This window comes from Aminipila terrae, assembly GCF_010120715.1.
Lineage (GTDB): Bacteria > Bacillota > Clostridia > Peptostreptococcales > Anaerovoracaceae > Aminipila > Aminipila terrae.
The window spans coordinates 475,968-498,621 of record NZ_CP047591.1 but is presented as its reverse complement, the minus strand read 5'-3'; the positions used below and the strand labels follow the sequence as shown (position 1 = coordinate 498,621).

The following is a 22,654-nucleotide window of genomic DNA, read 5'->3' as shown; positions in this document are numbered from 1 at the left end:
TTGGGTACAGGCCAATATATGTTCTGGTTCTTTTGCTATAAATAGATTTATGCTTTTGTACGGAACAGCAGATGCTTCATAGCATTACCGTTGAAAGGCATAAGTGGGTACAGATAAGATGTACCAGCAAGGGTTTTCGTAGCGGCAATGGATATAAAATCCACTGCAGTTGCAATTAAAGCTCCGGATATTGCACAAATAGAAATAGCGTTATGGCCCAATAAATCCATGGCTACAGATGTTTCACCAAGACGTGCTCCAATCTGAATGCCAACAAGTATGAGGATGCGCATATATTTTATAGCATATCCCAGTTCGATGCTGGGCTGTGTGAAACTGGCAAGTGCCACTACGGCCATGCATAAAATGGTCTGAGGGATAAACCAGCCTGAAGAGACTGAAAACTGACCTAATATTAAAGCTCCTATTACCGATAAGGACATTCCCAGGGAATCGGGCGTATTTAGCGAAGCCAGTTTTAAACCATCTATAGCAAACTCCAGCAATATAAACTGCCAGAACAAAGATATGGCAAATTGACCCTGAGGGATAAAAAATTGTAAACCACTATAAACAGGTAAATATTGCTGTGCGAATAACAGATAGAGGGGCGTAATAAATATAATTCCTACAAAATTAATGGTTCTTAATAAACGAAAATAGTTACCAGTAAAAGCTGGAAAATAATAATCATCTACATCCTGTAAAAAATCAAATATGCCTGTAGGAAGCAATATAACAGTTGGACTGGTATCAACAATTATTGCAATTTTTCCTTCTGAAATATGCGCTGCAGCAACATCTGGCCGCTGGGTATATCTGACTTTGGGATAGGGATTTAACCATCCAAGGAAACTTTTGTTGCTAGGATCCTGTACAATATGCTCTGCAATAGTCTGATCTGCTACAGATATGGCTTCTATGGAAATAGAATTCAACTTATCAGAAATTTTCTGGACCAAAGCCTCATCTGCCTTTCCTTTGAGATATACAAGGCTTACATCTGTTTTGGTTGAATTTCCTATGGTATGGGATTTAAAAATAAGCTTTGGGTCACGTATTCTTCTCCGGATTAAAGCGATATTTGTCATAAAAGCTTCTGTAAAACCATCTTTAGCACCTCTGAGGCTTTTTTCCTTGGTAGGTTCCTCAACACTTCTGTTTGGATAGGATCTGACATCAATAATGATAACCTCATTAAACCCTCAACAGCTATGGCTACTAAGCCTGAAAAAACAGCTTTTAAAATGTTTTCAACTTTTGATTCTGTGGATGTACTCAGGTAAGGTAAGTTTATTTTTATAAATTCTTTAGAATCTGTAACGTTTCTGGTGTTATTGGAATCAACTTTGAGTAAATAAGACATAACAACAGGCATCAGCTGATTTGTTACAAGACCATCTACAAAAAACATAACAGCGTTTTTGTCTCCAATCTGAATTTCTCTTGCGAGAATATCAAAGCTTTCTCCAACTGGCAGGGCGCTTTTCAAAGTCTCTGCCCAAAAATTATTTACCTGCATAAAAAATCCCTCCTGTTTATGAATAGTATGCCTTTTTTTACAAAATAAATTCATAAAACCCAAGGAGGGAATTCATTCTTTAGTTAATGCTGTCGTGAGATATTATCTGCTGGGAAATGATATCAAATTGTTCCTTGGGAAAGTAACCAATATCATTGATCTGATTTGCTGAAGAAGACAAAATAGATACACTTCCATGAGCTATACCTAAACGACGGCTGATAGGACCGTATTTTGCAGTAGCATTCTGAAGTTTACTGTAGGCAGTTGTTATGGTTCTTTTATCAAATACACCTGTGGTTATGGACAATTTGTTTTCATCTATGTTTAATCCTTTTGTGGCATGTGAAAGGATTCCACATATTATGAAAAAGATTAAAATAATAAGTCCAATCCACCATTTATAAAAAATAATAAACCCTGCAAGAAATAAAATCCCCCATAGTGCCCATTTTGTTAAAACTGGAACGATGGCTGGTTTTGGAGATTTTTGTTCTTTTCCTTCCATAACAAATTGGGGTGCAATTTGCCTGATTACAGACTGTAGAGTCTCGTATTTTACCAGAAGGCAGAAAATAGGGGACTGATTCTCTCCGGCATCTCCCATGCCTACATTAATAATTTCTCCATAACAAAGATTAAAAAATCTTGCCTGGAAAGGCTGCTTAATTATTAAAGCATTAGTTTTATCTAATGGTAAGGTAAACTGTTTTCTTGTAAATAGTCCATAGGACACAATCAGCTTATCACCGTTTTTCTCCAGTACAAAATTATGATATAACAGGAACGCTGTAACACTTTTATAAATAAAAGGTACAACTGCAATAAGCAGGGAAAAAATCGCAGGCATGATGACATGATGCATTTTTTCATTTGATGTATAAAACGCCCCTATTGCAACAATAACAATGGCTGTAGCATAAATGCCCCCTAAAAAGGAAAAGCTTAAAACACAATGCCTCATTACGTCCTTAAAGCCGAAACTGATGATTGGTTTGGTCTCTGATTTCTGATTCATTGTATTAACTGAATGTTGTTCTGAATCTAAATTTCCGTGAGAATTTTCCTTGTCCAAAGATGCAAGTATGTAGTCTCTGAAAGCAAAAGCAGTTTTATCATCAAAAACTAAATTAAAGTCAGTTTTATTGGCTGTAACAGAAGAATTTATATCTAATTGAAGGGTATAAACGTCAAATATTTTCTCAAAGATATTCTGCTGTAAATTTACTGTGGAAATACTGGAAAGTTTCACCGTAGTTTTACTTTGTGAAAGTTGATTTCTTTCCAGAATAAAAGTATCTCCTTCAATGTATATTTTAGTCTTCCACCATTTTAATAAATTAAAAGTGAAAAAAAACATAATAACCACAAAAAAGATAATAAGCCCGAATAAAACAGATTTTGAAGGAATGGACTGCATTTTTATATCCTTTAATGCATCTAAAAACTGGAAAACAAACATAGCTATAATATACCAGATGGCTTTAAAAGTATTCATAATCACAGAAATGAAGTGACATCTGACTTTAGGCATTTTTATCACTCCTTTGTGCTTTTACGATAGTACCAATCCTGATTCCAAGGCTTTCCGCAATTTCCCCGGCAATCTTATCTTCTAAAAAACTGATGGTAACATTGCCACCGGCAGTGGTTGCCACCACTTTACTAAGACCATATAAACGATCAACAGGCCCTCTTTCAATGGCAATCTGATGAACACGTTCTATGGGAGCAATAGTCTTAGTAATAAACCAGAGCCCTTCTATAACAATCATCTTTTCTTCATCGATATAGTATTTATATCGTTTATATCGGATGGTGGGTGCAAAAATAATCTCTAATATGCAGAGCAGGATAATGAATGCAAATACAAAATCTACCCAGTCGGGAAGCATTACATTTCGGAAATGAAGAACTGCTCTGACAACTCCCAGTATGAAAAGAAATATTGTAATTCCAATAAAGGATGAAAGTCTCATACAGCTTTTGGCCTTTTTGTTTAAAAATTTGTAATCTGATTCCATAATTAATTCACCTTTTGTTTGATATTTAGCTGATAAGCCTTAGACAGTATACCATAACTTAACAGTAAAAAAACATTTTGGAGGAGTATATAATAAAAAATTAATAAATGAAATGAACAGGTTTTTATACTTTTTATGTAATAGCCTGGAGCAGGCGTGCATATTAAAGTATAAGTGGTTATTACTTTTATATATTAAGGAGGCTATAGATTTTATAATGGCTGATAATCTGACTCTTGGTATGACTGCACCTGATTTTACTGCTAATTCTACTTTTGGACCTTTAAGCCTGTCTGATTATAAGGGAAAGTGGCTTGTTTTTTTTAGTCATCCCGGGGATTTTACCCCAGTATGTACTTCGGAGTTTGTTGCATTCGCTCAGGCATATGATCAGTTTAAACAAATAAATACAGAACTTCTGGGATTGAGCATAGACAGTAATCCATCACATCTTGCATGGGTTAACTCTATATATGAGATATCAGGTATTCAAATACCGTTTCCAATAGTGGTGGACCGTATTGGAGATATTGCCCGTGAATACGGCATGATTGCTCCGGATGTAAGCACACAGACAACTGTGAGAAGTGTGTTTATCATTGATCCAGATCAAAAAATCAGGGCAATATTAACCTATCCCTTGACAAATGGCAGAAATATCCCCGAAATATTCAGGCTGGTGACAGCTATTCAGACTACCGATGCAGAAAAAGTACTGACTCCGGCTAACTGGAAACCTGGCAACCCTGTTTTAGTTCCGCCTCCAAATACATACGCAGAATTAGAAGAACGAAAAAATAATGCAGAAGCATTAGGGCTGATTTGTAATGACTGGTACTGGTGTTATAAAAAGCAGGGGAGTGGCGAAGGGAACGAATAACCTAACTAAAAAATGAGGAAGCATTTTTTAATAAATGCTTCCTCATTTTTTATCCTATTTTAAGAGAAACATGGACTGGTCTAATTTTTCAACATCATAATAAACATACATGAATTTTATACTCCACAAGTCTATTGAAATAATTTGATTGAATTCAATATCTTGCAACAGGATGTAGTCTGATCCTACTCCCACAAGGTACCCATACTTTGAAAGGATTTCATCCGACCCGACAAAGCAGTCAATCTGCACATAGCGTCCCACTTGCGAATGAAAAAATTCGTTTATGTATTGAAAATTTGTGTTAGAATTTTTAATTATGTCTGTTTTGGATTTCAGATTACTTCTGATTCTGGCAATCTGCATTTTAGGACTTTCAATGCTTTGTGACATACAAAAACCTCATTTCTAAATCATTTTTTGATTTAATATATGCATTGGTAAAAGGCAGGGTGCTCAAAAGACTATTTTTTATCAGATAATAAGAAATAAATTCTAAATTATTGAAACTTTTTATTGAGCTATTCCGTTATATTAGTGTAAGGAGGCGGAGAAAAGAATGTCGACATTAGAAAATGAAATTTATGCAGCCTTAATTGAATTTATTGAAAAAAATCAGAACAGTATCTATCGGCTGGCCTACAGTTATGTAAAAAGTCAGGATACAGCACTTGATATGGTTCAGGAATCAATTTATAAGGCAATAAAGGCTTATGAAAAAATTGAAGATCAGAGCAATGTAAAATCCTGGTTTTATAAAATATTGGTAAACACCTGTCTGGATGAGTTGAGAAGAAGCAATCGTATTGTTACAGTCCCACCAGAAGATATTCCGGACCAAGCTGTGGACAGCTTGTCTAGTAAAGCTGAGCATATGGTTTTACATAAAGCACTGGAAGAACTTGATACTGAAACCAAAACAGTTATTGTGTTGCGCTATTTCGAAGACATGAAACTGGCAGAAATAGCAGGAGTGCTTGAAGAAAATATTAACTCTGTGAAAAGCAGGCTTTATAGGGGTCTGCGATCATTGAAATTTCAAATGAGAGAGGGGGATTCTGGAGATGCTGAATGAGGAAAAAGTTTTGGAATTAAAAAAAGGTTATGAAGATGTGGAAATTCCTGACCAATTGCAGCAAATCGTATGGAATACAATTAATCAGGCTGAGACAGAATTATTACAGGAAAAAGCAGAAAAAATAAAAAGGGGTAAAAAGATGAAAAAAAGAATTGGAAGTGTTGCAGCGGCGTTAGTTATAGTAATAGGGTCTTTTGGATTAGGTGTAAACACAAATAAAGCCTTTGCAGATACAGTTTCCGATATTCCGGTTTTGGGAAGTCTGGCAAAAGTATTTACTATAGAGCAGGTTCATGAAGAAACAGATTCTTATGTGGCAGATATGAAAATTCCTGGAATTGAAGGTCTCAAGGATAAAGAACTTCAGCAAAGGATTAATGAACTGGTGCATAAGCAGGTTACTGCAGCAGTAAATGACACAAAAGTAATAATGGAAGAAAATAAAAAGGCATTTTTAGAAACCGGCGGCAAGGAAGAGGATTACATGCAGCAGGAAATAAGTGTTGACTATGATGTTATGTGCCTTAATGATAAAATCCTGTCATTTTCTGTATATAAAACGGAAACTTTAGCAAGCGCATACTTTGATATGTTTTATTATAATTATGATTTAACAACTGGTCAGCCCCTTACTCTAAAAGATTTGCTGGGCAATGATTATAAAGAAATCGCAAACAAACAGATAAAAGAGCAGATTGCAGAGCGTTCAAAAAATCCGGATAATACTTATTGGGATAACTGTGAAGGTATGGAACAGGATGCCTTTAAGACTATTAAAGAAAATCAGCAGTTTTATGTAAATAAAAAGGGTAATCCTGTGATTGTATTTAACAAATATGAAATCGCCCCAGGCTATATGGGTATACAGGAATTTGAAATAAAAAAATAAGATAAGTCTGAATTTAAGGGCTAAGCCCACAGTATAAATTGTACTTAATTTACTGTGTCGCAATGGCCCTTTTTTTGGTATAATAATAAAAATACCTATTTAAATTAAACTATTAGAAATATTTAAGGAGATGGACATGAGCTATAAGAAACAATTTATTGAATTCATGGTGAAATCGGGAGTATTAACCTTTGGTGATTTTACCACGAAAAGTGGGCGAAAAACACCTTATTTTGTTAATACTGGAAATTATAAAACTGGTGCACAGGCAGATAAGCTGGGACATTTTTACGCCAGCTGTATTGCAGAAAATATAAAAAACGGTAATATAAGTGAAGATATTGCAGCATTATTTGGACCAGCCTATAAGGGAATACCTATTTCGGTGGCTACTGCCATTGCCATGTCCAGGGACTTTGACAGAGACATTAATTACTGCTTTAACAGGAAAGAGGAGAAAGACCACGGCGAAGGCGGCAAAATGGTAGGGTATAAGCTTCAGGATGGGGACTCTGTTTTAATGGTTGAGGACGTTATTACTGCTGGAACTGCTGTCAGAGAAACCTTGCCACAGCTTATGGCAGCGGCATCAGTAAAAGTAGAAGGCCTGATTATTTCTGTAGATCGTATGGAAAGAGGACAGGGGCAGAAGACTGCTATCCAGGAAATTGAAGAGGAATTCGGCATTAAAACTTATCCTCTTGTAACCGTAAGAGAAATAATAGATACTATGCACAACAATACCATTGATGGAAAAATCATTATAGATGATGCCATGAAAGAAAGAATGGAAGAGTACTTGTCTCAGTATTGTGTGCTTTAAAATTATGCTATGTTTAATAGCAGTGTTGATAATATGATAATTTTTAAGGGAAGTCATTTTAAGCTTCCCTTAATTCACATTTTATAAAAGATGTGCAGTAACTACCTAAATTAAGAATCTCTTTTAGAATATCTTCTTTAAAGTACCTAACTTTTTACCATAAATTAATGAAGCAATCTCTCTACTTATATATGTACCACCAGCCCCTTTCACTGATAAGAATTGGTAGTTTACTAAATCATTGCTTAATACAACAATGGTAATATGGTCATCCATATATTTCTCAAAATGAGAAGTGTAACCATTTGGGATTGACCCACCATGGCATATACTTTTACAATCAAAATGGTTTTTTACAAACAATCCATATCCATATTTTACATATTTGCCGTCATAGTGAGGCTTTTGCATTTCCTTTACTGTTTGGATTTTCAATAGTTTACCATCCTGAATTGCTCTATCAAGCAAATAAAAATCACCAACAGTTGATACAATATCACCACAAGCAAAGAACATTAATGGGTCCATATAGAACCCTTTTTCACCCTTAATATAATTATTGGCTACATTTTTTTGTTCTTCATCAATAAAACCTGAATGATTCATTTCAGCAGGAATAAATATATAATTTTTAACATATTGGTGATAATCCATTCCAGAAACCATTTCAATTATCAAGCCAAGAATAAGATAATTAGTATTGCTGTAGGACCATTTTTCACCAGCAGGGAATTTCAATTTATACTCTTTTACAATTTTCAGTATTTCTTGGGGTGTATAACGTTCTCCCCATTTTATTTGTTTTTTTAGCATTGTGTAGTTCTGTATCCCAGAAGTATGAGTCAGAAGATGATGAATTGTAATTCCACGGCCCTTGTAGAAGTCTGGAATATAATCTTCAACATTCTGTTGTGTTGAAAGCATACCTTTTTCTGATAGCTGCATAATACATAATGCAGTTATTGCCTTTGTCATAGAGCCAATCATGAATTTTGTTTGAGGTGTATTTTTTATTCCTTTTTCCTTATTTGAATATCCATATGATTCATTAAATATAATTTCATTATTTTTTGATAACAATACATTTCCACTAAATCTTTTCTGTTTTTTAAAGTATTCATTTAAATTAATATTCATATTCATCATTGACATCCTCCAATAACTTGCCCATATTTAATATAATCACTGTTAACCAGTTCTCTTTATTTTACAATTGCGACTGTACTAAATTATACAACAGAATATAATAATTGTTTAAATATTTATCATAGTTATATATAAATTGCTTCCCTAATTTATACCCAACTATTCAGAAAATATCAATTTTCAACATTTATCTTAAAACATAGCCTAAAATAAAAAAAACTGCTCCAATCTCAGGAGCAATTTTTTATGGTAAAAACACACACTATTCAGGATGTATAAAGGGTTATTCTTTTGTTTCTGCACTGGAATCAGTGCCATTTTCCCAATCGTCAAATCTCTTCATTATTTCATCATAAGTCTGGCCTGTAATTTCTGGCATTTGAGAGTCTTCACGATGATCGGGATTAAAACCTGCAGCTTTAAAACCATCCTTAACAGCATTTTTTAAAAGTTCCAGCTTTGATTTATCCCCTCCTGCAAGGGAATACGCCATATCCATGATTCTTCCAGCAACTGCATCTACACCCCATTCACCATCACTGGAAACGGACTGTTTTGCAGTCTCTATTTCATCGTTGCTGACAGTTAAATCAAGACCAAAAATAATTGCATTGGATTTTTCACCCTGTTTGGAAATCATGGAGAGGATATTATTTTTAAAATCCTCCATTTGTCTGGCGTGGTCTTCCAGTAAAGCATTTACTTCACTGGAGTAATCTTTCTTAGGTTTTGAATAGGTAATCTGATCCAGACTGGTATAGTCAGAAGCTTTCACATAAGAATCTGTTTTTTTTGGTACCAGAACGTTTTCTGCAGTCCCATTGGAAACCGTACCAGCAGGCTGAGTACTTTTTTGCATGGTACTCTTTTTTAAATCTTTTATGTCGGATATGACCTTGCTGCTTGCCGATTGAATCATTTAAGAACACTCCCTTTCTTTTATAGTAACATCCTTGTTGATTCATATATCGGCAGAACAGTCAATTAATTAAGATTTATCTATTGGGCTTTAACGGCTGCCTGCAATGCCGTGTTGGCAACTTTTCCGGCAACCTTGCTGCCGCTTCCACCGCCTTCAACTAAAACCACAAAAGCATAGGGGTGATCTTCATCCTGAAGAAAACCTGTAAACCAGGCATTATCAGAATCAGAATTATCACTTTGTGCTGTTCCTGATTTGGCCCCTATACTAAGGCCAGGGAAATTGCTCTGACCATAATTACTGATAACATTATTTCTCATCATTGAGGCCAGTTTCGATGCGGTATCCTCATTAATTAGTTCTCCAGTGGAATGCCTTAAATATAAGCTGGTCCGAACTCCTTTTTTCAGAGCAGTGTGTGAGATAATCTGTGGCTTTGCAGCAGAACCTCCGTTGGCAATGGCTCCTGAATAAACCATTAGTGCACACGGATTTACAAGGTCTTTGCCTTGACCGATGCCAGACCATGCAAGGCTGCCTTTATCGTCAGCAGCAAAATCAAAGGTAGATTTTGCAGTTTGAATGCCATTTATAGACATACTTTCAGTGAGCCCGGCTTTTTTTACATATTCATTTAACTGGTCGCTGCCAATTTCAGTGGCCAGTTGACCAAAAACACAATTGCAGGATACCGCAAGAGCCTGTTCCATAGTCAGATCTCCATGTGCACTGGGGCATGTAATAAGCTGGCCGTCAATGGTAGTCTTTCCACTGCAGTGGAACTTTCTGCTTTCTATTCCATCCAGTTTTTCTAGTGCAGCTGTAGCTGTAATTAATTTAAAGGTGGAGCCAGGGATAAAAGTTGCAGAGAGCAGCCGGTTCATATAGACTCCCTCATAATTTTCGTCTCCGTCTTTGATAGTAGGTGGTGAGGCAGGATCATAGGTGGGGGCACTTACCATACATATGATTTCTCCAGTCTTGTAATTATACACACCAACCGTACCTTTGTGCCCATTCAGTGCTTTAAATGCTGCCTGGCATACATCAGCATTTAAGGTCAGATATAAGTCTCTGCCGTTGGAAAAAATTGGTTTTGCACCAGTAATGATATTATAGCCGGTTAATTTATCAGCAAAGCGGGTTAACGCACCTGTTCCTATCATTCCTGTTGAGTCACCAACTGCATGAAGTGTAGCTTTACGAACATATATGTTGTCTGCATAATGCCACTTATTATCAGAATCGTCATAATCAGCCAGAACTTTGCCTGTTTCATCCAGTACTCTGCCAGTATTTAAAACGTTATTGGTATATAAATGGCGATTTGCTGAAAAAGCAGACCAGGTATCACCTTCCATAAAAAATTTAAAGGTAAATACTCCTGTACCGGCAACTAAAACCAGAGCAAGGAAAAAGCATACTATAGTCCGAGAGGTTATTTTTTTCATTTCTTTACCTCCTCATTATCATCAAGCTGATCAAACTGGCTTAAAAAGTCATTGATTTGATTTTGTTTCATATCATAATTCTTTTGTTCAGAATCAATATTATCAAATTGTTTTAAAAAGGAGTCAATTGTATCTTCACTAGTTTGTTTTTTATATGGTTTTTGTTTGCTTTCATTACATGCTTCAGTATATGTATTCTGGGAATGAGTCACATCTTCACCCAGATTAGGAAGACTTCTAACAGCGAAACTTGCATTCTGCCTGGTATCAGCGGCCTTTAAAAATGCCAGTAATCCCCACGAACTAATCATGCTGGAACCCCCGCAGGAAATAAAGGGAAAGGTAACCCCAGTCAGGGGCAATAAATCCACCGAGCCAAATACATTTAATATTGTCTGGAATACCAGAAGAGAGGTGGCGGCACAAGCAGCTGTAGTATAAAAAGCAGAACGGCCTGTTTTAGTAACTCTAAAAGCGAATATGGATAAAGTTACTATACTGGCAACGGCTAACAGAGCTATGATAAGACCCCATTCTTCACACAACATGCCAAAAACCAGGTCCGTATTTGCTGCAGCAATGTTATGAAGCCAGCCATTACCTGCTCCCACACCAATCAGACCACCACTGGCAGCAGCGGACATGGTGCGAACCTGTTGATATCCAGAACCAGTTGCATTCTGCCAGGCATGGCCCCAGACCGAGAAACGGGAAGCAATGTAAGGCTTAAATCTCAGGACTAAACCTCCACCTGCCACAGCACCACCACAAATCAATGACAAAGTGGCAAAATCTCCAGAACGTAAAAATGCTATTACAAGGAACACCACAAAGAAAATTGCAGCAGTTCCGAAATCACTCATGATCGCTAGAGCAAGTAAGCAAAAACCTGACAGTAACATAAAACCCCATACATTCCTTTTTACAAAGAGTCTGTCCAGAGTTGCTGAACCAGCAAAAATAAAGCATACTTTTGCAAGTTCAGATGGCTGAATGGATATTCCAGCTATGGAAATCCAGTTCTGAGCCCCATGTATAACAGAACCAAATACTAGGTTAATTAAAAGAAGGCCTATGGTAGCAAGAGCCATGAAATATCTTGCCTTGACTGCTCTTTTTAAATCTCTTAGATACCATCCTAATCCTAAAAACACAGCGATACCTAACAAGATGGTAAAAGTCTGCTTTAAGAGAGCGCCCGGAGCAGAAGATGCTGTGACCGCAAGGTTTAGTGTGCATGCAAAGAATGCCAGAATCTCTGGTTCGAAACCCGTTCGTTTGGCTATTTTTGAGAACATGACATAAGCCCACATAGAACCTAACAGAATCCCATAGCATAAAATGATGATATTTGCATAATCTGGCCGTGTTATTACTAACTGGAATATGGTTAATATCTGAAAAAGCGTCAACATGGCAAAAGAACTCCAGGGAGGAGCGGGACGGCTTTGCGCCAGTCTGTTTTGCTGCTGTTTCTCATGTTCTGTTTCTGAAACTGGCTCTAAAGTAAGAATGACACCACCAAACATGATAGTTTCCCCAGGCTTTACTGAAGTATAATCCTTTACCTGATGTCCATTGCAAAGGGTTGGATTCTTTTCTGACAGACTGTAGACTTTCCAATCCCCATCATCATCACGTATAAGGGAGCACTGGGTTCTGGAAATAGTGGGGAAATTAATGACCACATCACAGTGACGGGCACGGCCTACTGTACATTCCCAGTGATGAATAGGAAATTTGCCAAGCTCAGGGGATACCAGATAACCCCAGGTTTCTTCTGGGTTTTTTACTCTGAGCATGTCATGAAGTACAGACAAAAGGATACCCATTGCTAGGACAGGAAAAATCCACCTTACCAATCCTCCATACCAGTCTGCAACTGTTGTGGGATTTTCCGAAATCCATTGAAAGGAGTAGTGCATTATTTCAATGGAGCGGGACATAAAATCTGAAAAAATCTCACCAATATTATTCATAAATTCGGACAACTTATTACCTCCTGTTGTACGTAATAATATACTAATTTAATAGTATAACATAGGAAGGCAGGTTATTGTATTGACAAATTTAATTATTTCATGCAAAATCGGTAATAGTGTTTATTTATTATGAGAATCTGACGGGAAAGGAATAAGATGGAAAAGTTTTTTAAATTAAAGGAAAATAATACAGATATAAAAACAGAAATCACTGCAGGAGTTACCACATTTCTGTCTATGGCGTATATTTTGGCAGTCAATCCCAGTATGCTGGCGGATGCTGGTATGAGTAGCAGCGGAGTTTTTACTGCTACAGCTATTTCTGCAGCAATAGGCACATTGATAATGGCATTTTTTACGAATTATCCTGTGGCACTGGCATCGGGCATGGGTCTGAATGCGTATTTTACTTACTCTGTTTGCATACCTTTGGCAGAGCAGGGAATTAATGATCCATGGAAGATTGCTTTAGCAGCTGTATTTGTAGAAGGAATAGTATTTATATTATTGACACTCTGTAAATTCAGAGAAAAACTCATAAACGATGTACCTAAAAACCTGAAATATGGTATCACAGTTGGAATTGGTCTATTTATAACTTTAATTGGGCTAAGCAATGCAGGAATAGTAATATCCAGCAGCTCTACTCTGGTAGATCTTGGGTCTGTTCCTTCTGCACCATTTGCCTTGGCTTTTTCCGGTTTTCTGATTATATGTGTGTTGCACCACTATAAAGTTATTTGTCCCATATTATGGGGAATACTGGCTACTTGGGGATTAGGTATGATTGCCCAGCATATTGGGTGGTATACAGTTAATCCTGACGTGGGACATTTTTCTGTTTTTCCAGATTTTAAAGGGACAAGTTTTATTCCGGCAAAGCCGGCGATTTTTGCCTTTGATTTTAGTTTCATTACAAAGAACTTTATGCAGTTTGCTGTAATAGTTTTTTCATTTTTATTTGTGGAACTCTTTGATACGGTTGGTGGCCTGATTGGCATTGCAGATAAAGCAAATCTTTTAGATGAAGAAGGAAAACTGCCTAAAGCCAGCAGAGCATTAATGGCAGATGCTGTTGGAACAGTTGCAGGGGCTTGTCTGGGCACTTCCACGGTTACGGCTTATATGGAGAGCTGTGCTGGAGTAGGACAGGGGGAAGAACAGGCTTAACTTCTGTTACCACTGCTGTGTTTTTTATCATTGCTTTGTTCTTTTCTCCAGTATTTATAGCAATACCAGGGTTTGCAACAGCTCCGGCTTTAATGTTTGTAGGCTGGCTCATGATGAATTCTATCAAAAAAATGAGCTTTGATGGGGATCCGGCTGATTCTATTGGAGGCTTTATTGCGATTATCATGATGCCTTTCACTTACTCTATTGCAAATGGTATTATGTTTGGTATTTTAAGTTGGGCAGTTATGAAAATATGTCAGGGTAAAGCCAGGACAATACCAGCTGTCATGTGGATAAGCAGCGCATTGTTTATCTTAAGAATTATTACAATGATTTTTTAAGCTTACTATAAAGAACTGCTTTAAGTCAGTTCTTTATTTTTATTTGGAGATATTTAGAAAATGTGGTACAATAAAGTATATGATATTTATAAGCAATGATAGGAGCTTGGTATGAGTATTGATAGAGTTAATTTAAAAAATCAATATCTTGATGGAATAAATCAGGGAACAGTGCCTTTCGCTGTGCCTGACAAGACAGGAAGTGATTTTGAACAGACTTTGAAAAAAATCGTTTCAGACAATCAAAGAAATGGATTGCTTTCAAATGCTGTAAATTCGTCTGATTATAAATATAATACAACTTCTGATACTAAATTAGATGATATATTTACAAAAGCAGCAGAAACTTATGATGTTCCGGTGGAATTATTAAAAGCAGTGGCAAAAGCAGAATCAGGCTTTAATCCCAATGCCGTATCAAAGTGTGGAGCAATGGGCATCATGCAGTTAATGCCAGGCACCGCTAAAGCGTTAGGGGTAGTTGATGCATATGATCCGGAACAAAATATTATGGGGGGAGCAAATTATATCTCCCAAAAGCTGAAAGCATACAATGGGGATATTACTTTGGCACTGGCTGCATACAATGCAGGCTCGGGAAACGTGGCTAAATATGGTGGCGTACCCCCATTCGCAGAGACCCAGAATTATATAAAAAAGATTTATGGGTATATGGGAGAAGATATAAAACTGCCTGATCAGATTACCCGTACTTCTTCTGATTCAAATAATGAAACAGACGGACTTTTATCAGGGACCCAATCGTTTTCCGAAATGGGTACGGATAAGGCATATCTGGCAGCCAGATTGCAGATATTACGACATCAGCTTGACATGCAGGAGTTATTTGCATCCTGGGATGAAGACAGCGACGACAATAATAATTATGATATAAGTGCCGGTCAGCTGATAAATTCATTAAAAAATTTGTAAATGATAGATACAGACATAAAAAATACGGTTAAAGAGAGGACATCATTGATGGAAAGAAGAGTTGGTACAGTCTCCAGAGGATTAAGAGCACCGATTATCAGACAGGGAGATGATTTGAAAAAAATTGTAGTTGAGGTACTGCTTGGAGCTGCTGAAAGTGATAATTTTGAAATCAGGGATAAAGATATTCTGGCTGTTACAGAAGCTGTAGTAGCAAGAGCCCAGGGGAATTATGCAACGGTATCTCAAATTGCAGAAGATGTTAAAGAAAAACTTGGTGGAGAGACTATAGGAGTTATATTTCCCATTTTAAGCAGAAACAGATTTTCTGTTTGTTTAAAGGGCATTGCAAAGGGAGTTAAAAAAATTGTATTGATGCTTAGCTATCCTAGCGATGAAGTAGGAAATCATCTGGTAGATATTGATTTACTGGATGAAAAAAACATTAATCCATATACTGATGTATTAAGTCAGGAACAGTTTGAAAATCTTTTTGGAAAATCAAAACATACTTTTACAGGGATGGACTATGTAAATTATTACAAGCAGCTTATTGAAGAAGAAGGCGCAGAGGCAGAAATTATTTTCTCAAACAATCCAAAAACAATTCTGGACTATACCAAAAATGTTTTAACCTGTGATATTCATACAAGAGAAAGAAGCAAGAGAAGATTAAAAGATGCAGGTGCAGATGTGGTATTAGGCTTGGATGACCTGATGAATGAAAGCGTATCAGGAAGTGGATTCAACACAAAATATGGTTTACTTGGATCCAATAAAGCAACGGAAGACACGGTGAAGCTGTTTCCATGTGATTGCACTGAATTTGTGAAAAGCATTCAAAATGAAATCAGGGAAAAAACAGGAAAGACTATTGAGGTAATGGTTTATGGGGATGGTGCATTTAAAGATCCGGTAGGTAAAATATGGGAGCTTGCAGACCCAGTGGTTTCCCCAGGGTATACAGATGGTCTTGAAGGGACTCCAAATGAAGTAAAAATCAAGTATCTGGCAGATAATGACTTTGCTGACTTAAGTGGAGAAGCTCTTAAAAATGCCATTTCAGAATTTATAAAGAATAAAGACAGTGATTTGAGCGGCTCAATGGTGGCACAGGGAACAACACCAAGGAGATTAACGGACTTAATTGGCTCTCTATGTGATCTTACTTCAGGAAGTGGGGATAAAGGTACGCCAATTGTTTATATCCAGGGATATTTTGATAATTATACAAAATAAAAAAATAAAAAACAGAAGCTTCGGGCTTCTGTTTTTTATTACTGCCGTAAAAAACAGGCTTAATCATTTAACATTGAAACAATATCTTGTTTTGGACGGGCACCTACTGCCACATTTACAACTTTACCTTCTTTTATTACTGCCAGAGTAGGAATACTCATTACATTGAAAGCACTGGCAAGTTCTGGCTGTTCATCAATATTTACTTTGCAGATCTTTGCGGTTGATACTTCTTTTGCAATCTCATCTACAATAGGTGACACCATTTTACATGGACCACACCAGGATGCCCAGAAATCAATTAATACTGGTTTATCCGATTCCATAACTTCTGCTTGAAAATTATCTTTTGTTACTGTTAATACTGACATACTTTTTTCTCCTTCTTATCTTATATTTTAAATAATCAAAATGTGTTAGTTTATGTTGCCATTATAATACTTTTTATACCCATATTCCGTGACTTTATCACTAAATTGAAGTTATTTACGAAGAAATTTTATGGCAGAAGTCCCAGCAATGGCACCGTCACTTACAGCTTTAGATATTTGTAAAAGGCCGCCAATGCAATCTCCTGCAGCGTATAAACCTGGAACATTAGTGGACATGTCAGAGTTTACAATAATTTTGTTCCCCTCCGTGAAAGCTCCTATTTTTTTGGCTAAAGCGGTACTTCCTGCAGTGCCATAAGCTACAAAGACACCGTCTAATTTAATTTTATCTTCACCATTCAGAGTTACAGATTCCAGTGACCCAATTCCACCAAGTAATGGGTTGGAAGGTCCCGGATTGAAACTGGCAACAGCCTGCTTTTCAATTTTAACTTCTTTTGGAAAGTTTACAGCAGGTTCTGTACCATTGGTGAGCACCGTTACAGAATTTACAACGGGAAGAAGTTCTTTTGCCTCATTTAAAGCATATTCGCCACTGCCTAGGACGGCCACATTTTTACCTTTGTAAAAAAAGGCATCACATATGGCACAATAGCTGATTCCTTTTCCCTCCAGTTCCTGCAAACCCTTGATTGGAGGAGAGGTACGGGACGTTCCTGTGGCTAGAATAACAGCATCTGATAAATACTCGTGTTTGTCTGTTCTGACAGAAAATCCATTGCTTATTGCTGAAGAATCTGGATTTAGATTAATACTGCTGATTGCAACTACTTCTTCTTTAATAATCTTTGCTCCCAGTCTCTTGGCCTGGGTAATACCGTTTTCTACTAATCTGGTACCTGATACGGGATACTCAAACCCATAATAGTTTTCGATTTTATCAGCTTTACCTAAAGAGCCAAGTCCGCTTCCTATAACAGTTGTGTTAATTCCGGCTCTGACAGTATATAATGCTGCCGAAATACCTGCAGGCCCATTGCCTATAATTATTATACTTTTCATAACCCGCCTAAACCTTTCTATTTTAAAACTAATATCATATCTACCCGGAAAAATAAAATTTATAACCATATTAAACTATAAATAAATAAAAAAACTCAACTATAATATTATTTTCTTAAAAACAATCCATAATATTCAGTAATGGGATAAGAATTTATAATTTAAAATTAATTGCCATAACCGTAATATATAAATCATACAGGAAGCATCGTTTAATGAATAAAAGAAAAAGAGGAGACAATTGTAAAATGCTCCTCTATCGATAGATCTAAAATTGTATAATACCTATGTAACCTGCCCTGAAGGATTACTCTACAGGTGCAACGTCAACTTTTTCTTCCAGAACTTTTTCATATTCGGCAAAGATTGCGTCTTTAATTTTATTTCTGGTTTCTGAGATAAGTGGATGAGCAATATCCCTAAAGTCCCCCTCACCCATCTTTCGACTAGGCATTGCAATAAATAATCCGTTTTGGCCTTCAATGATTTTTATGTCGTGTACTACAAATTCATCATCAAAGGTAACAGAAACAACAGCCTTCATCTTTCCATCGTCATTAACCTTACGAACCCTTACATCAGTAATATTCAAATCTGGTCACCATCCTTTCATGCCACAAAACAATCTGCTGCGCATTTTTAATAAAATAGATATTTGCCAGTATTATACAATAACAACCAAAAAAATACAAGGGGTTTTGACTAAAAAATAAGTATTTTTTAAAAAATCTGACAATTACTGTAGACCTCAATTTCCTTAGTGTTTTCGTCCACTTTTCCAAGATACAGTAATGTACAATAATCCTGTATTTTCTTTTTATCAGGTTCGGTGGAAGCGATGACTATTCCCGTGCCTACAATTTCCATATCAAATTCTCCTAAGATGTCTTTAATTCCTTTTACACTGCCTCCTGCCCGCATAAAATCATCAATAATTAAGACTTTTGAACCAGGAACCACAGCTCGTTTGGATACAGACATTTTTTGCACCCTGTCAGAGGAGCCGGAAAAATAATTTATACTTAGAGTAGAGCCTTCAGATATTTTACTTTCACGCCGGATAACAATCATAGGAACATTTAGCATATGTGCAGTCATGGTAGCAATGGGAATGCCTTTTGTTTCGATAGTTGCAACATATTCTGCCTTATAATCCTGAAATTTTCTGGCAAAAACCGTTGCAACCTGTCTGGCTACATTGGAATCAAACATAATATCAGAGGTGTATAAAAAACCCCCTCCTAAAATTCTGCTGCTGTCTCTGAGTTTTTCACATAATTCTTCCTGAAGAAGTGCACAGTCTTGGTCAGATATATAAGGTATATATTTTACTCCGCCTCCAGCTCCGGAGGTAGTTTGTATAATTCCCAGGTTTACGGACTGAAGTGTCTGCCTTGCAGTTTGCAAATCTTCGCTTATACTGGATTTTGCCGCTCCAAACAGTTTACAAAAGTAATTCAGACTATATGATTTGTTTGGGGTTTCAGATAAAATTTTTATGATAGCTGCAACACGTTCAGCTCTTTTCATGAATTCCCTCCTAATATATTAAAGTATACATATTTTCTATTATACCATAAACTAATAAAATCAAATAATATTTTAATAAAATGTGGGATTTTTTTGCACAATTTATGGTATAATGAACCATGATGGGTTTATTAGGGCCTGTTTAACATTAAATATATATTTTGGAGGCATAAACTGTGATAAATTTATCCGATTATAATCATATACACTGTATAGGAATCGGAGGCATAGGACTTAGTGCTATTGCTGAGATCTTACTGGATAGAGGGTATACTGTTTCAGGATCTGATATGAAAGAAAGTGAAATAACAGATAGACTGATAGCAAAGGGTGCCCATATTTTTTTGGGGCAAAGAGAAAAAAATGTTGATGGGGCTGATTTAATCATATATTCTTCGGCAGTTACTCAGGATAATCCTGAAATGATAAGAGCTGCTGAGTTAAATATTCCGGCTGTAACCAGAGCCACTATATTGGGTGTTTTGATGTCTGAGTATAAAAACAGTATTGCTGTTTCCGGAACTCATGGTAAGACAACTACAACATCAATGATTTCATTGATTCTGGAGAAAGCACAGAAGGATCCTACCATTCTGGTAGGGGGGAATCTGTCTGAAATTAATGGAAACGTGAAAGTTGGAAAAAGCGAATTTTTCATAACAGAAGCTTGTGAATACATGGATAGTTTCTTAAATCTAAGACCTAAAATTGAGATTATTCTTAACATAGATTCCGACCATTTAGATTACTTTAAAGATATAGACCATATCGTCAGTTCTTTTAAAAAGTTTGCGGATCTCGTAGGGGAAGAGGGGATGATTGTCGCCTATGAGGCAAATCCTTTCGTGAATGGTATTATAAAAGACTTACCCAATGCAGTAACCTTTGGATACAATGAAAACTGCACTTATTATGTTACTGATATAACTTTTAATTCCTTCGGAATGCCACAATTCTATGTGAACCACAACGGGAACAGGTTATGTACCATACAATTATCTATACCAGGAGAGCACAATATTCTGAATGCACTGGCTTCTTTTGCGTGCTGTCATTCACTTGGGGTAGAAATTGAAGATATTGTATCTACATTAGAAAGTTATTCTGGTACCCAGCGCAGATTTGACATTATCGGCATTACTTCGGACAATGTACAGATTGTTGATGATTATGCACATCATCCAACAGAGATTAAAGCTACATTAGCTGCAGCACAAAATATACCTCATAAAGATTTATGGTGTTTATTCCAGCCGCATACGTATACAAGGACACTGGCCTTATTTGATGAATTTGCTGAATCCTTTGATAAAGCGGACAAGATAGTAGTGGCAGAAATTTATGCTGCCAGAGAGAAAAATGTATATAAAATAAGCTCAAAAGAGCTGGTAAATGAGATAAAAAGAGCAAATCCTACAAAAGATGTTTATTACTTCAGCGATTTTGATGAAATAGCCAATTTTGTAATTAATAATGCCCAGAGTGGTGATTTAGTCATTACAATGGGAGCAGGAGACATTTATAAAGTAGCAGAAATTATTTTAGAAAAAGACAGAAGGAGATAATGTAAGATTATGACTATTGAAGAATGTCTTGATTTGGAAAAGGAAAGACTGGAAATTAATAAAAAACATTTGGAAAACGGAGTAAAGTTTATTGATATAAAAACTGCCTACATAGGATCCGAGGTGAAAATCGGAGCAGGGACTGTAATTTATCCTTGTGTTACAATGGAGGGAAGAGTTATAATCGGAACTGACTGCGTTATTGGGCAGAACACCAGAATTGAGGATTCAACCATAGGCGACCGTACGAATATTCAGAGCTCAGTTATCACTGAAAGTTCAGTGGGGAGTGACACTAAAATCGGTCCCTTTGCCTATCTCAGACCAAACAGTACTATTGGAAGTCATTGCAAGGTGGGAGATTTTGTTGAAGTTAAAAATTCCAGCATGGGAGATGGAGCAAAGGCTTCTCATCTGACTTATATTGGTGATTCGGATGTAGGAAAAGATGTGAATCTGGGATGCGGGGTTGTATTTGTAAATTATGATGGAAAGAACAAACATCGCTCTGTGATTGGAGATGGTGCTTTTATTGGTTGTAATACAAATATTATTTCACCAGTGACAGTTGAAGAAGGCTCTTATGTAGCAGCAGGAAGTACAGTGACAAAAAATGTTCCAAAAGGGTCACTATATGTGGCTCGTGCTAAAGATAAAATAATTGAAGGCTGGGTAGAACGCAGAGGGTTATTAAATAAAAATAAATAATATTAATTATGAAGAAAATGAAGTTTGGTTTTATTTAGAAATTGGACATTATTACAAAGAAGCTATTGAATAAACAGAAAGAGGTGTAGAAAACAAATGAAGAGCGGAGCATTTTCAGATTTTAAGATTTTTACGGGTAATTCACACCCGGCATTGGCTGAGGAGATTGCCAAAATAATGGGAAAACCATTAGGCAAGGCCACAGTGAGTACCTTTAGTGATGGAGAAATATCAGTAAATCTCTGGGAAACAGTAAGAGGCATTGACACATACATTGTTCAGCCGACTTGCAATCCTGTGAATAACAGCCTGATGGAAGTCTTAATTATGATTGATGCAATGAAAAGAGCGTCAGCAGGCAGAATTAATGCAGTTATTCCTTATTATGGTTATGCTCGTCAGGACAGAAAAGCAAAGGCGAGAGACCCGATTACAGCAAAACTGGTAGCGGATCTTCTTGTTGCAGCAGGAGCTGACAGAGTTGTGACTATGGATTTACATGCAGCACAGATTCAGGGATATTTTAATATTCCAGTAGACCATTTAGTGGGAATGCCAATATTAGTTAAGTACTTTCAGGAAAAAAATCTTGAGGATTTGGTTATCGTATCTCCGGACCACGGCAGCGTTACAAGAGCAAGAAATATGGCACAGCCTTTAAATGCTCCCATTGCTATCGTTGATAAGAGGAGACCGGAACCAAACAAGTCAGAAATTATGAATATTATTGGTGATATTGACGGAAAAACTGCCATTCTTGTGGATGACATGATTGACACAGCCGGTACTATTACCAATGCTGCTAATGCTTTAAAAGGGCTTGGGGCAAAAGAAGTATATGCATGTGCAACACATCCAATTCTTTCTGGCCCAGCCATTGAAAGAATCGCCGATTCTGCTATTAAAGAACTTGTTCTTCTAAATACTACACCTATTCCTGAAGAAAAAGTAATAGATAAAATAAAAGTACTTTCTGTAGCACCGCTATTCGCTGAAGCTATGATGAGAATATTTACAAATGACTCAATCAGCAAGCTTTTTGATTAATTATAAA

The 22,654-nt window shown here is 36.6% G+C and carries 22 protein-coding genes and 1 pseudogene; 11 read left to right on the top strand and 12 right to left on the bottom strand.

Annotated elements, in window-relative coordinates; all coding sequences use genetic code 11:
• Positions 1 to 47: 47 nt before the first annotated feature.
• From Ami3637_RS02355 to Ami3637_RS02345, 3 genes and pseudogenes are all read right to left on the bottom strand, one after another.
• Positions 48 to 1,414, bottom strand: a pseudogene (locus tag Ami3637_RS02355) (spore germination protein).
• A 187-nt stretch (positions 1,415 to 1,601) separates the two neighbouring features.
• Complete coding sequence (locus Ami3637_RS02350; RefSeq protein ID WP_162361153.1) at positions 1,602 to 3,020, bottom strand: PH domain-containing protein; 1,419 nt, start codon at positions 3,018 to 3,020, stop codon at positions 1,602 to 1,604.
• Positions 3,021 to 3,048: 28 nt separating this feature from the next.
• Positions 3,049 to 3,546, bottom strand: coding sequence for a PH domain-containing protein (locus tag Ami3637_RS02345; protein WP_162361152.1), 498 nt, complete (start codon positions 3,544 to 3,546; stop codon positions 3,049 to 3,051).
• Positions 3,547 to 3,763: 217 nt separating this feature from the next.
• Between Ami3637_RS02345 and Ami3637_RS02340 the strand changes: the two genes are divergently transcribed.
• On the top strand, positions 3,764 to 4,426 hold the full coding sequence (locus Ami3637_RS02340) for a peroxiredoxin (RefSeq protein WP_162361151.1): 663 nt from the start codon (positions 3,764 to 3,766) through the stop codon (positions 4,424 to 4,426).
• Between the two features lie 54 nt (positions 4,427 to 4,480).
• On the opposite strand, the gene Ami3637_RS02335 is transcribed toward Ami3637_RS02340, so the two are convergent.
• Positions 4,481 to 4,819, bottom strand: coding sequence for a hypothetical protein (locus tag Ami3637_RS02335; RefSeq protein WP_162361150.1), 339 nt, complete (start codon positions 4,817 to 4,819; stop codon positions 4,481 to 4,483).
• A 166-nt stretch (positions 4,820 to 4,985) separates the two neighbouring features.
• Between Ami3637_RS02335 and Ami3637_RS02330 the strand changes: the two genes are divergently transcribed.
• The 3 genes from Ami3637_RS02330 (at position 4,986) to pyrE (ending at position 7,216) form a co-directional block, all read left to right on the top strand.
• Positions 4,986 to 5,501, top strand: a complete 516-nt coding sequence (locus tag Ami3637_RS02330) for an RNA polymerase sigma factor (protein ID WP_162361149.1) — start codon at positions 4,986 to 4,988, stop codon at positions 5,499 to 5,501.
• Positions 5,491 to 6,393, top strand: a complete 903-nt coding sequence (locus Ami3637_RS02325; protein ID WP_162361148.1) for a DUF3298 and DUF4163 domain-containing protein — start codon at positions 5,491 to 5,493, stop codon at positions 6,391 to 6,393. The genes Ami3637_RS02330 and Ami3637_RS02325 overlap by 11 nt, the downstream gene beginning before the upstream one ends.
• A gap of 136 nt (positions 6,394 to 6,529) precedes the next feature.
• Positions 6,530 to 7,216, top strand: a complete 687-nt coding sequence (gene pyrE / locus Ami3637_RS02320; protein ID WP_162361147.1) for an orotate phosphoribosyltransferase — start codon at positions 6,530 to 6,532, stop codon at positions 7,214 to 7,216.
• 123 nt (positions 7,217 to 7,339) lie between these two features.
• On the opposite strand, the gene Ami3637_RS02315 is transcribed toward pyrE, so the two are convergent.
• From Ami3637_RS02315 to Ami3637_RS02300, 4 genes are all read right to left on the bottom strand, one after another.
• Entirely contained in the window at positions 7,340 to 8,362 is a 1,023-nt protein-coding gene (locus Ami3637_RS02315) for a serine hydrolase domain-containing protein (RefSeq protein ID WP_243158079.1), read from the bottom strand.
• A gap of 283 nt (positions 8,363 to 8,645) precedes the next feature.
• A complete protein-coding gene (locus tag Ami3637_RS02310; protein WP_162361146.1) occupies positions 8,646 to 9,281 on the bottom strand; it encodes a hypothetical protein in 636 nt (211 codons plus the stop codon).
• 80 nt (positions 9,282 to 9,361) lie between these two features.
• Positions 9,362 to 10,735, bottom strand: a complete 1,374-nt coding sequence (locus Ami3637_RS02305) for a penicillin-binding transpeptidase domain-containing protein (protein ID WP_162361145.1) — start codon at positions 10,733 to 10,735, stop codon at positions 9,362 to 9,364.
• Positions 10,732 to 12,714: an FtsW/RodA/SpoVE family cell cycle protein gene (locus tag Ami3637_RS02300; RefSeq protein ID WP_162361144.1), complete on the bottom strand. Its 1,983-nt coding sequence runs from the start codon at positions 12,712 to 12,714 to the stop codon at positions 10,732 to 10,734. The genes Ami3637_RS02305 and Ami3637_RS02300 overlap by 4 nt, the downstream gene beginning before the upstream one ends.
• A gap of 159 nt (positions 12,715 to 12,873) precedes the next feature.
• On the opposite strand from Ami3637_RS02300, the gene Ami3637_RS02295 reads away from it, so the two are divergent.
• The 4 genes from Ami3637_RS02295 to Ami3637_RS02285 all read left to right on the top strand — a co-directional run bounded on the left by Ami3637_RS02295 (position 12,874) and on the right by Ami3637_RS02285 (position 16,403).
• Positions 12,874 to 13,887, top strand: coding sequence for an NCS2 family permease (locus Ami3637_RS02295; RefSeq protein ID WP_330586783.1), 1,014 nt, complete (start codon positions 12,874 to 12,876; stop codon positions 13,885 to 13,887).
• 17 nt (positions 13,888 to 13,904) lie between these two features.
• On the top strand, positions 13,905 to 14,231 hold the full coding sequence (locus tag Ami3637_RS18145; protein ID WP_330586782.1) for a hypothetical protein: 327 nt from the start codon (positions 13,905 to 13,907) through the stop codon (positions 14,229 to 14,231).
• 111 nt (positions 14,232 to 14,342) lie between these two features.
• Entirely contained in the window at positions 14,343 to 15,164 is an 822-nt protein-coding gene (locus tag Ami3637_RS02290; protein ID WP_162361143.1) for a lytic transglycosylase domain-containing protein, read from the top strand.
• A 48-nt stretch (positions 15,165 to 15,212) separates the two neighbouring features.
• Positions 15,213 to 16,403 (top strand): coenzyme F420-0:L-glutamate ligase, encoded by a 1,191-nt coding sequence (locus tag Ami3637_RS02285; protein WP_162363636.1) that lies wholly within the window; start codon positions 15,213 to 15,215, stop codon positions 16,401 to 16,403.
• Between the two features lie 59 nt (positions 16,404 to 16,462).
• On the opposite strand, the gene trxA is transcribed toward Ami3637_RS02285, so the two are convergent.
• From trxA to purR, 4 genes are all read right to left on the bottom strand, one after another.
• Complete coding sequence (gene trxA, locus Ami3637_RS02280; protein WP_162361142.1) at positions 16,463 to 16,774, bottom strand: thioredoxin; 312 nt, start codon at positions 16,772 to 16,774, stop codon at positions 16,463 to 16,465.
• Positions 16,775 to 16,885: 111 nt separating this feature from the next.
• On the bottom strand, positions 16,886 to 17,797 hold the full coding sequence (locus tag Ami3637_RS02275) for an NAD(P)/FAD-dependent oxidoreductase (RefSeq protein ID WP_162361141.1): 912 nt from the start codon (positions 17,795 to 17,797) through the stop codon (positions 16,886 to 16,888).
• Positions 17,798 to 18,104: 307 nt separating this feature from the next.
• A complete protein-coding gene (gene spoVG / locus Ami3637_RS02270) occupies positions 18,105 to 18,389 on the bottom strand; it encodes a septation regulator SpoVG (RefSeq protein WP_162361140.1) in 285 nt (94 codons plus the stop codon).
• A gap of 128 nt (positions 18,390 to 18,517) precedes the next feature.
• Positions 18,518 to 19,327, bottom strand: a complete 810-nt coding sequence (gene purR / locus Ami3637_RS02265; protein WP_162361139.1) for a pur operon repressor — start codon at positions 19,325 to 19,327, stop codon at positions 18,518 to 18,520.
• A 176-nt stretch (positions 19,328 to 19,503) separates the two neighbouring features.
• Between purR and murC the strand changes: the two genes are divergently transcribed.
• The 3 genes from murC to Ami3637_RS02250 all read left to right on the top strand — a co-directional run bounded on the left by murC (position 19,504) and on the right by Ami3637_RS02250 (position 22,647).
• Entirely contained in the window at positions 19,504 to 20,892 is a 1,389-nt protein-coding gene (gene murC / locus Ami3637_RS02260) for a UDP-N-acetylmuramate--L-alanine ligase (protein ID WP_162361138.1), read from the top strand.
• 9 nt (positions 20,893 to 20,901) lie between these two features.
• Positions 20,902 to 21,600 (top strand): DapH/DapD/GlmU-related protein, encoded by a 699-nt coding sequence (locus Ami3637_RS02255; protein ID WP_162361137.1) that lies wholly within the window; start codon positions 20,902 to 20,904, stop codon positions 21,598 to 21,600.
• Between the two features lie 96 nt (positions 21,601 to 21,696).
• Entirely contained in the window at positions 21,697 to 22,647 is a 951-nt protein-coding gene (locus Ami3637_RS02250) for a ribose-phosphate diphosphokinase (RefSeq protein WP_162361136.1), read from the top strand.
• Positions 22,648 to 22,654: the final 7 nt, after the last annotated feature.

Excerpts from the sequence above, each read along its gene's own strand:
- Ami3637_RS02330 (WP_162361149.1), top strand. The coding sequence starts at position 4,986 with ATGTCGACATTAGAAAATGAAATTTATGCAGCCTTAATTGAATTTATT.
- Ami3637_RS02295 (WP_330586783.1), top strand. The coding sequence starts at position 12,874 with ATGGAAAAGTTTTTTAAATTAAAGGAAAATAATACAGATATAAAAACA.
- Ami3637_RS02350 (WP_162361153.1), bottom strand. The coding sequence starts at position 3,020 with ATGAATACTTTTAAAGCCATCTGGTATATTATAGCTATGTTTGTTTTC.
- Ami3637_RS02335 (WP_162361150.1), bottom strand. The coding sequence starts at position 4,819 with ATGTCACAAAGCATTGAAAGTCCTAAAATGCAGATTGCCAGAATCAGA.
- Ami3637_RS02305 (WP_162361145.1), bottom strand. The coding sequence starts at position 10,735 with ATGAAAAAAATAACCTCTCGGACTATAGTATGCTTTTTCCTTGCTCTG.
- pyrE (WP_162361147.1), top strand. The coding sequence starts at position 6,530 with ATGAGCTATAAGAAACAATTTATTGAATTCATGGTGAAATCGGGAGTA.
- Ami3637_RS02300 (WP_162361144.1), bottom strand. The coding sequence starts at position 12,714 with ATGAATAATATTGGTGAGATTTTTTCAGATTTTATGTCCCGCTCCATT.
- Ami3637_RS02255 (WP_162361137.1), top strand. The coding sequence starts at position 20,902 with ATGACTATTGAAGAATGTCTTGATTTGGAAAAGGAAAGACTGGAAATT.
- Ami3637_RS02285 (WP_162363636.1), top strand. The coding sequence starts at position 15,213 with ATGGAAAGAAGAGTTGGTACAGTCTCCAGAGGATTAAGAGCACCGATT.
- Ami3637_RS02315 (WP_243158079.1), bottom strand. The coding sequence starts at position 8,362 with ATGATGAATATGAATATTAATTTAAATGAATACTTTAAAAAACAGAAA.
- Ami3637_RS02345 (WP_162361152.1), bottom strand. The coding sequence starts at position 3,546 with ATGGAATCAGATTACAAATTTTTAAACAAAAAGGCCAAAAGCTGTATG.
- purR (WP_162361139.1), bottom strand. The coding sequence starts at position 19,327 with ATGAAAAGAGCTGAACGTGTTGCAGCTATCATAAAAATTTTATCTGAA.
- Ami3637_RS02325 (WP_162361148.1), top strand. The coding sequence starts at position 5,491 with ATGCTGAATGAGGAAAAAGTTTTGGAATTAAAAAAAGGTTATGAAGAT.
- Ami3637_RS02250 (WP_162361136.1), top strand. The coding sequence starts at position 21,697 with ATGAAGAGCGGAGCATTTTCAGATTTTAAGATTTTTACGGGTAATTCA.
- Ami3637_RS02340 (WP_162361151.1), top strand. The coding sequence starts at position 3,764 with ATGGCTGATAATCTGACTCTTGGTATGACTGCACCTGATTTTACTGCT.
- trxA (WP_162361142.1), bottom strand. The coding sequence starts at position 16,774 with ATGTCAGTATTAACAGTAACAAAAGATAATTTTCAAGCAGAAGTTATG.
- Ami3637_RS02275 (WP_162361141.1), bottom strand. The coding sequence starts at position 17,797 with ATGAAAAGTATAATAATTATAGGCAATGGGCCTGCAGGTATTTCGGCA.
- Ami3637_RS02310 (WP_162361146.1), bottom strand. The coding sequence starts at position 9,281 with ATGATTCAATCGGCAAGCAGCAAGGTCATATCCGACATAAAAGATTTA.
- Ami3637_RS02290 (WP_162361143.1), top strand. The coding sequence starts at position 14,343 with ATGAGTATTGATAGAGTTAATTTAAAAAATCAATATCTTGATGGAATA.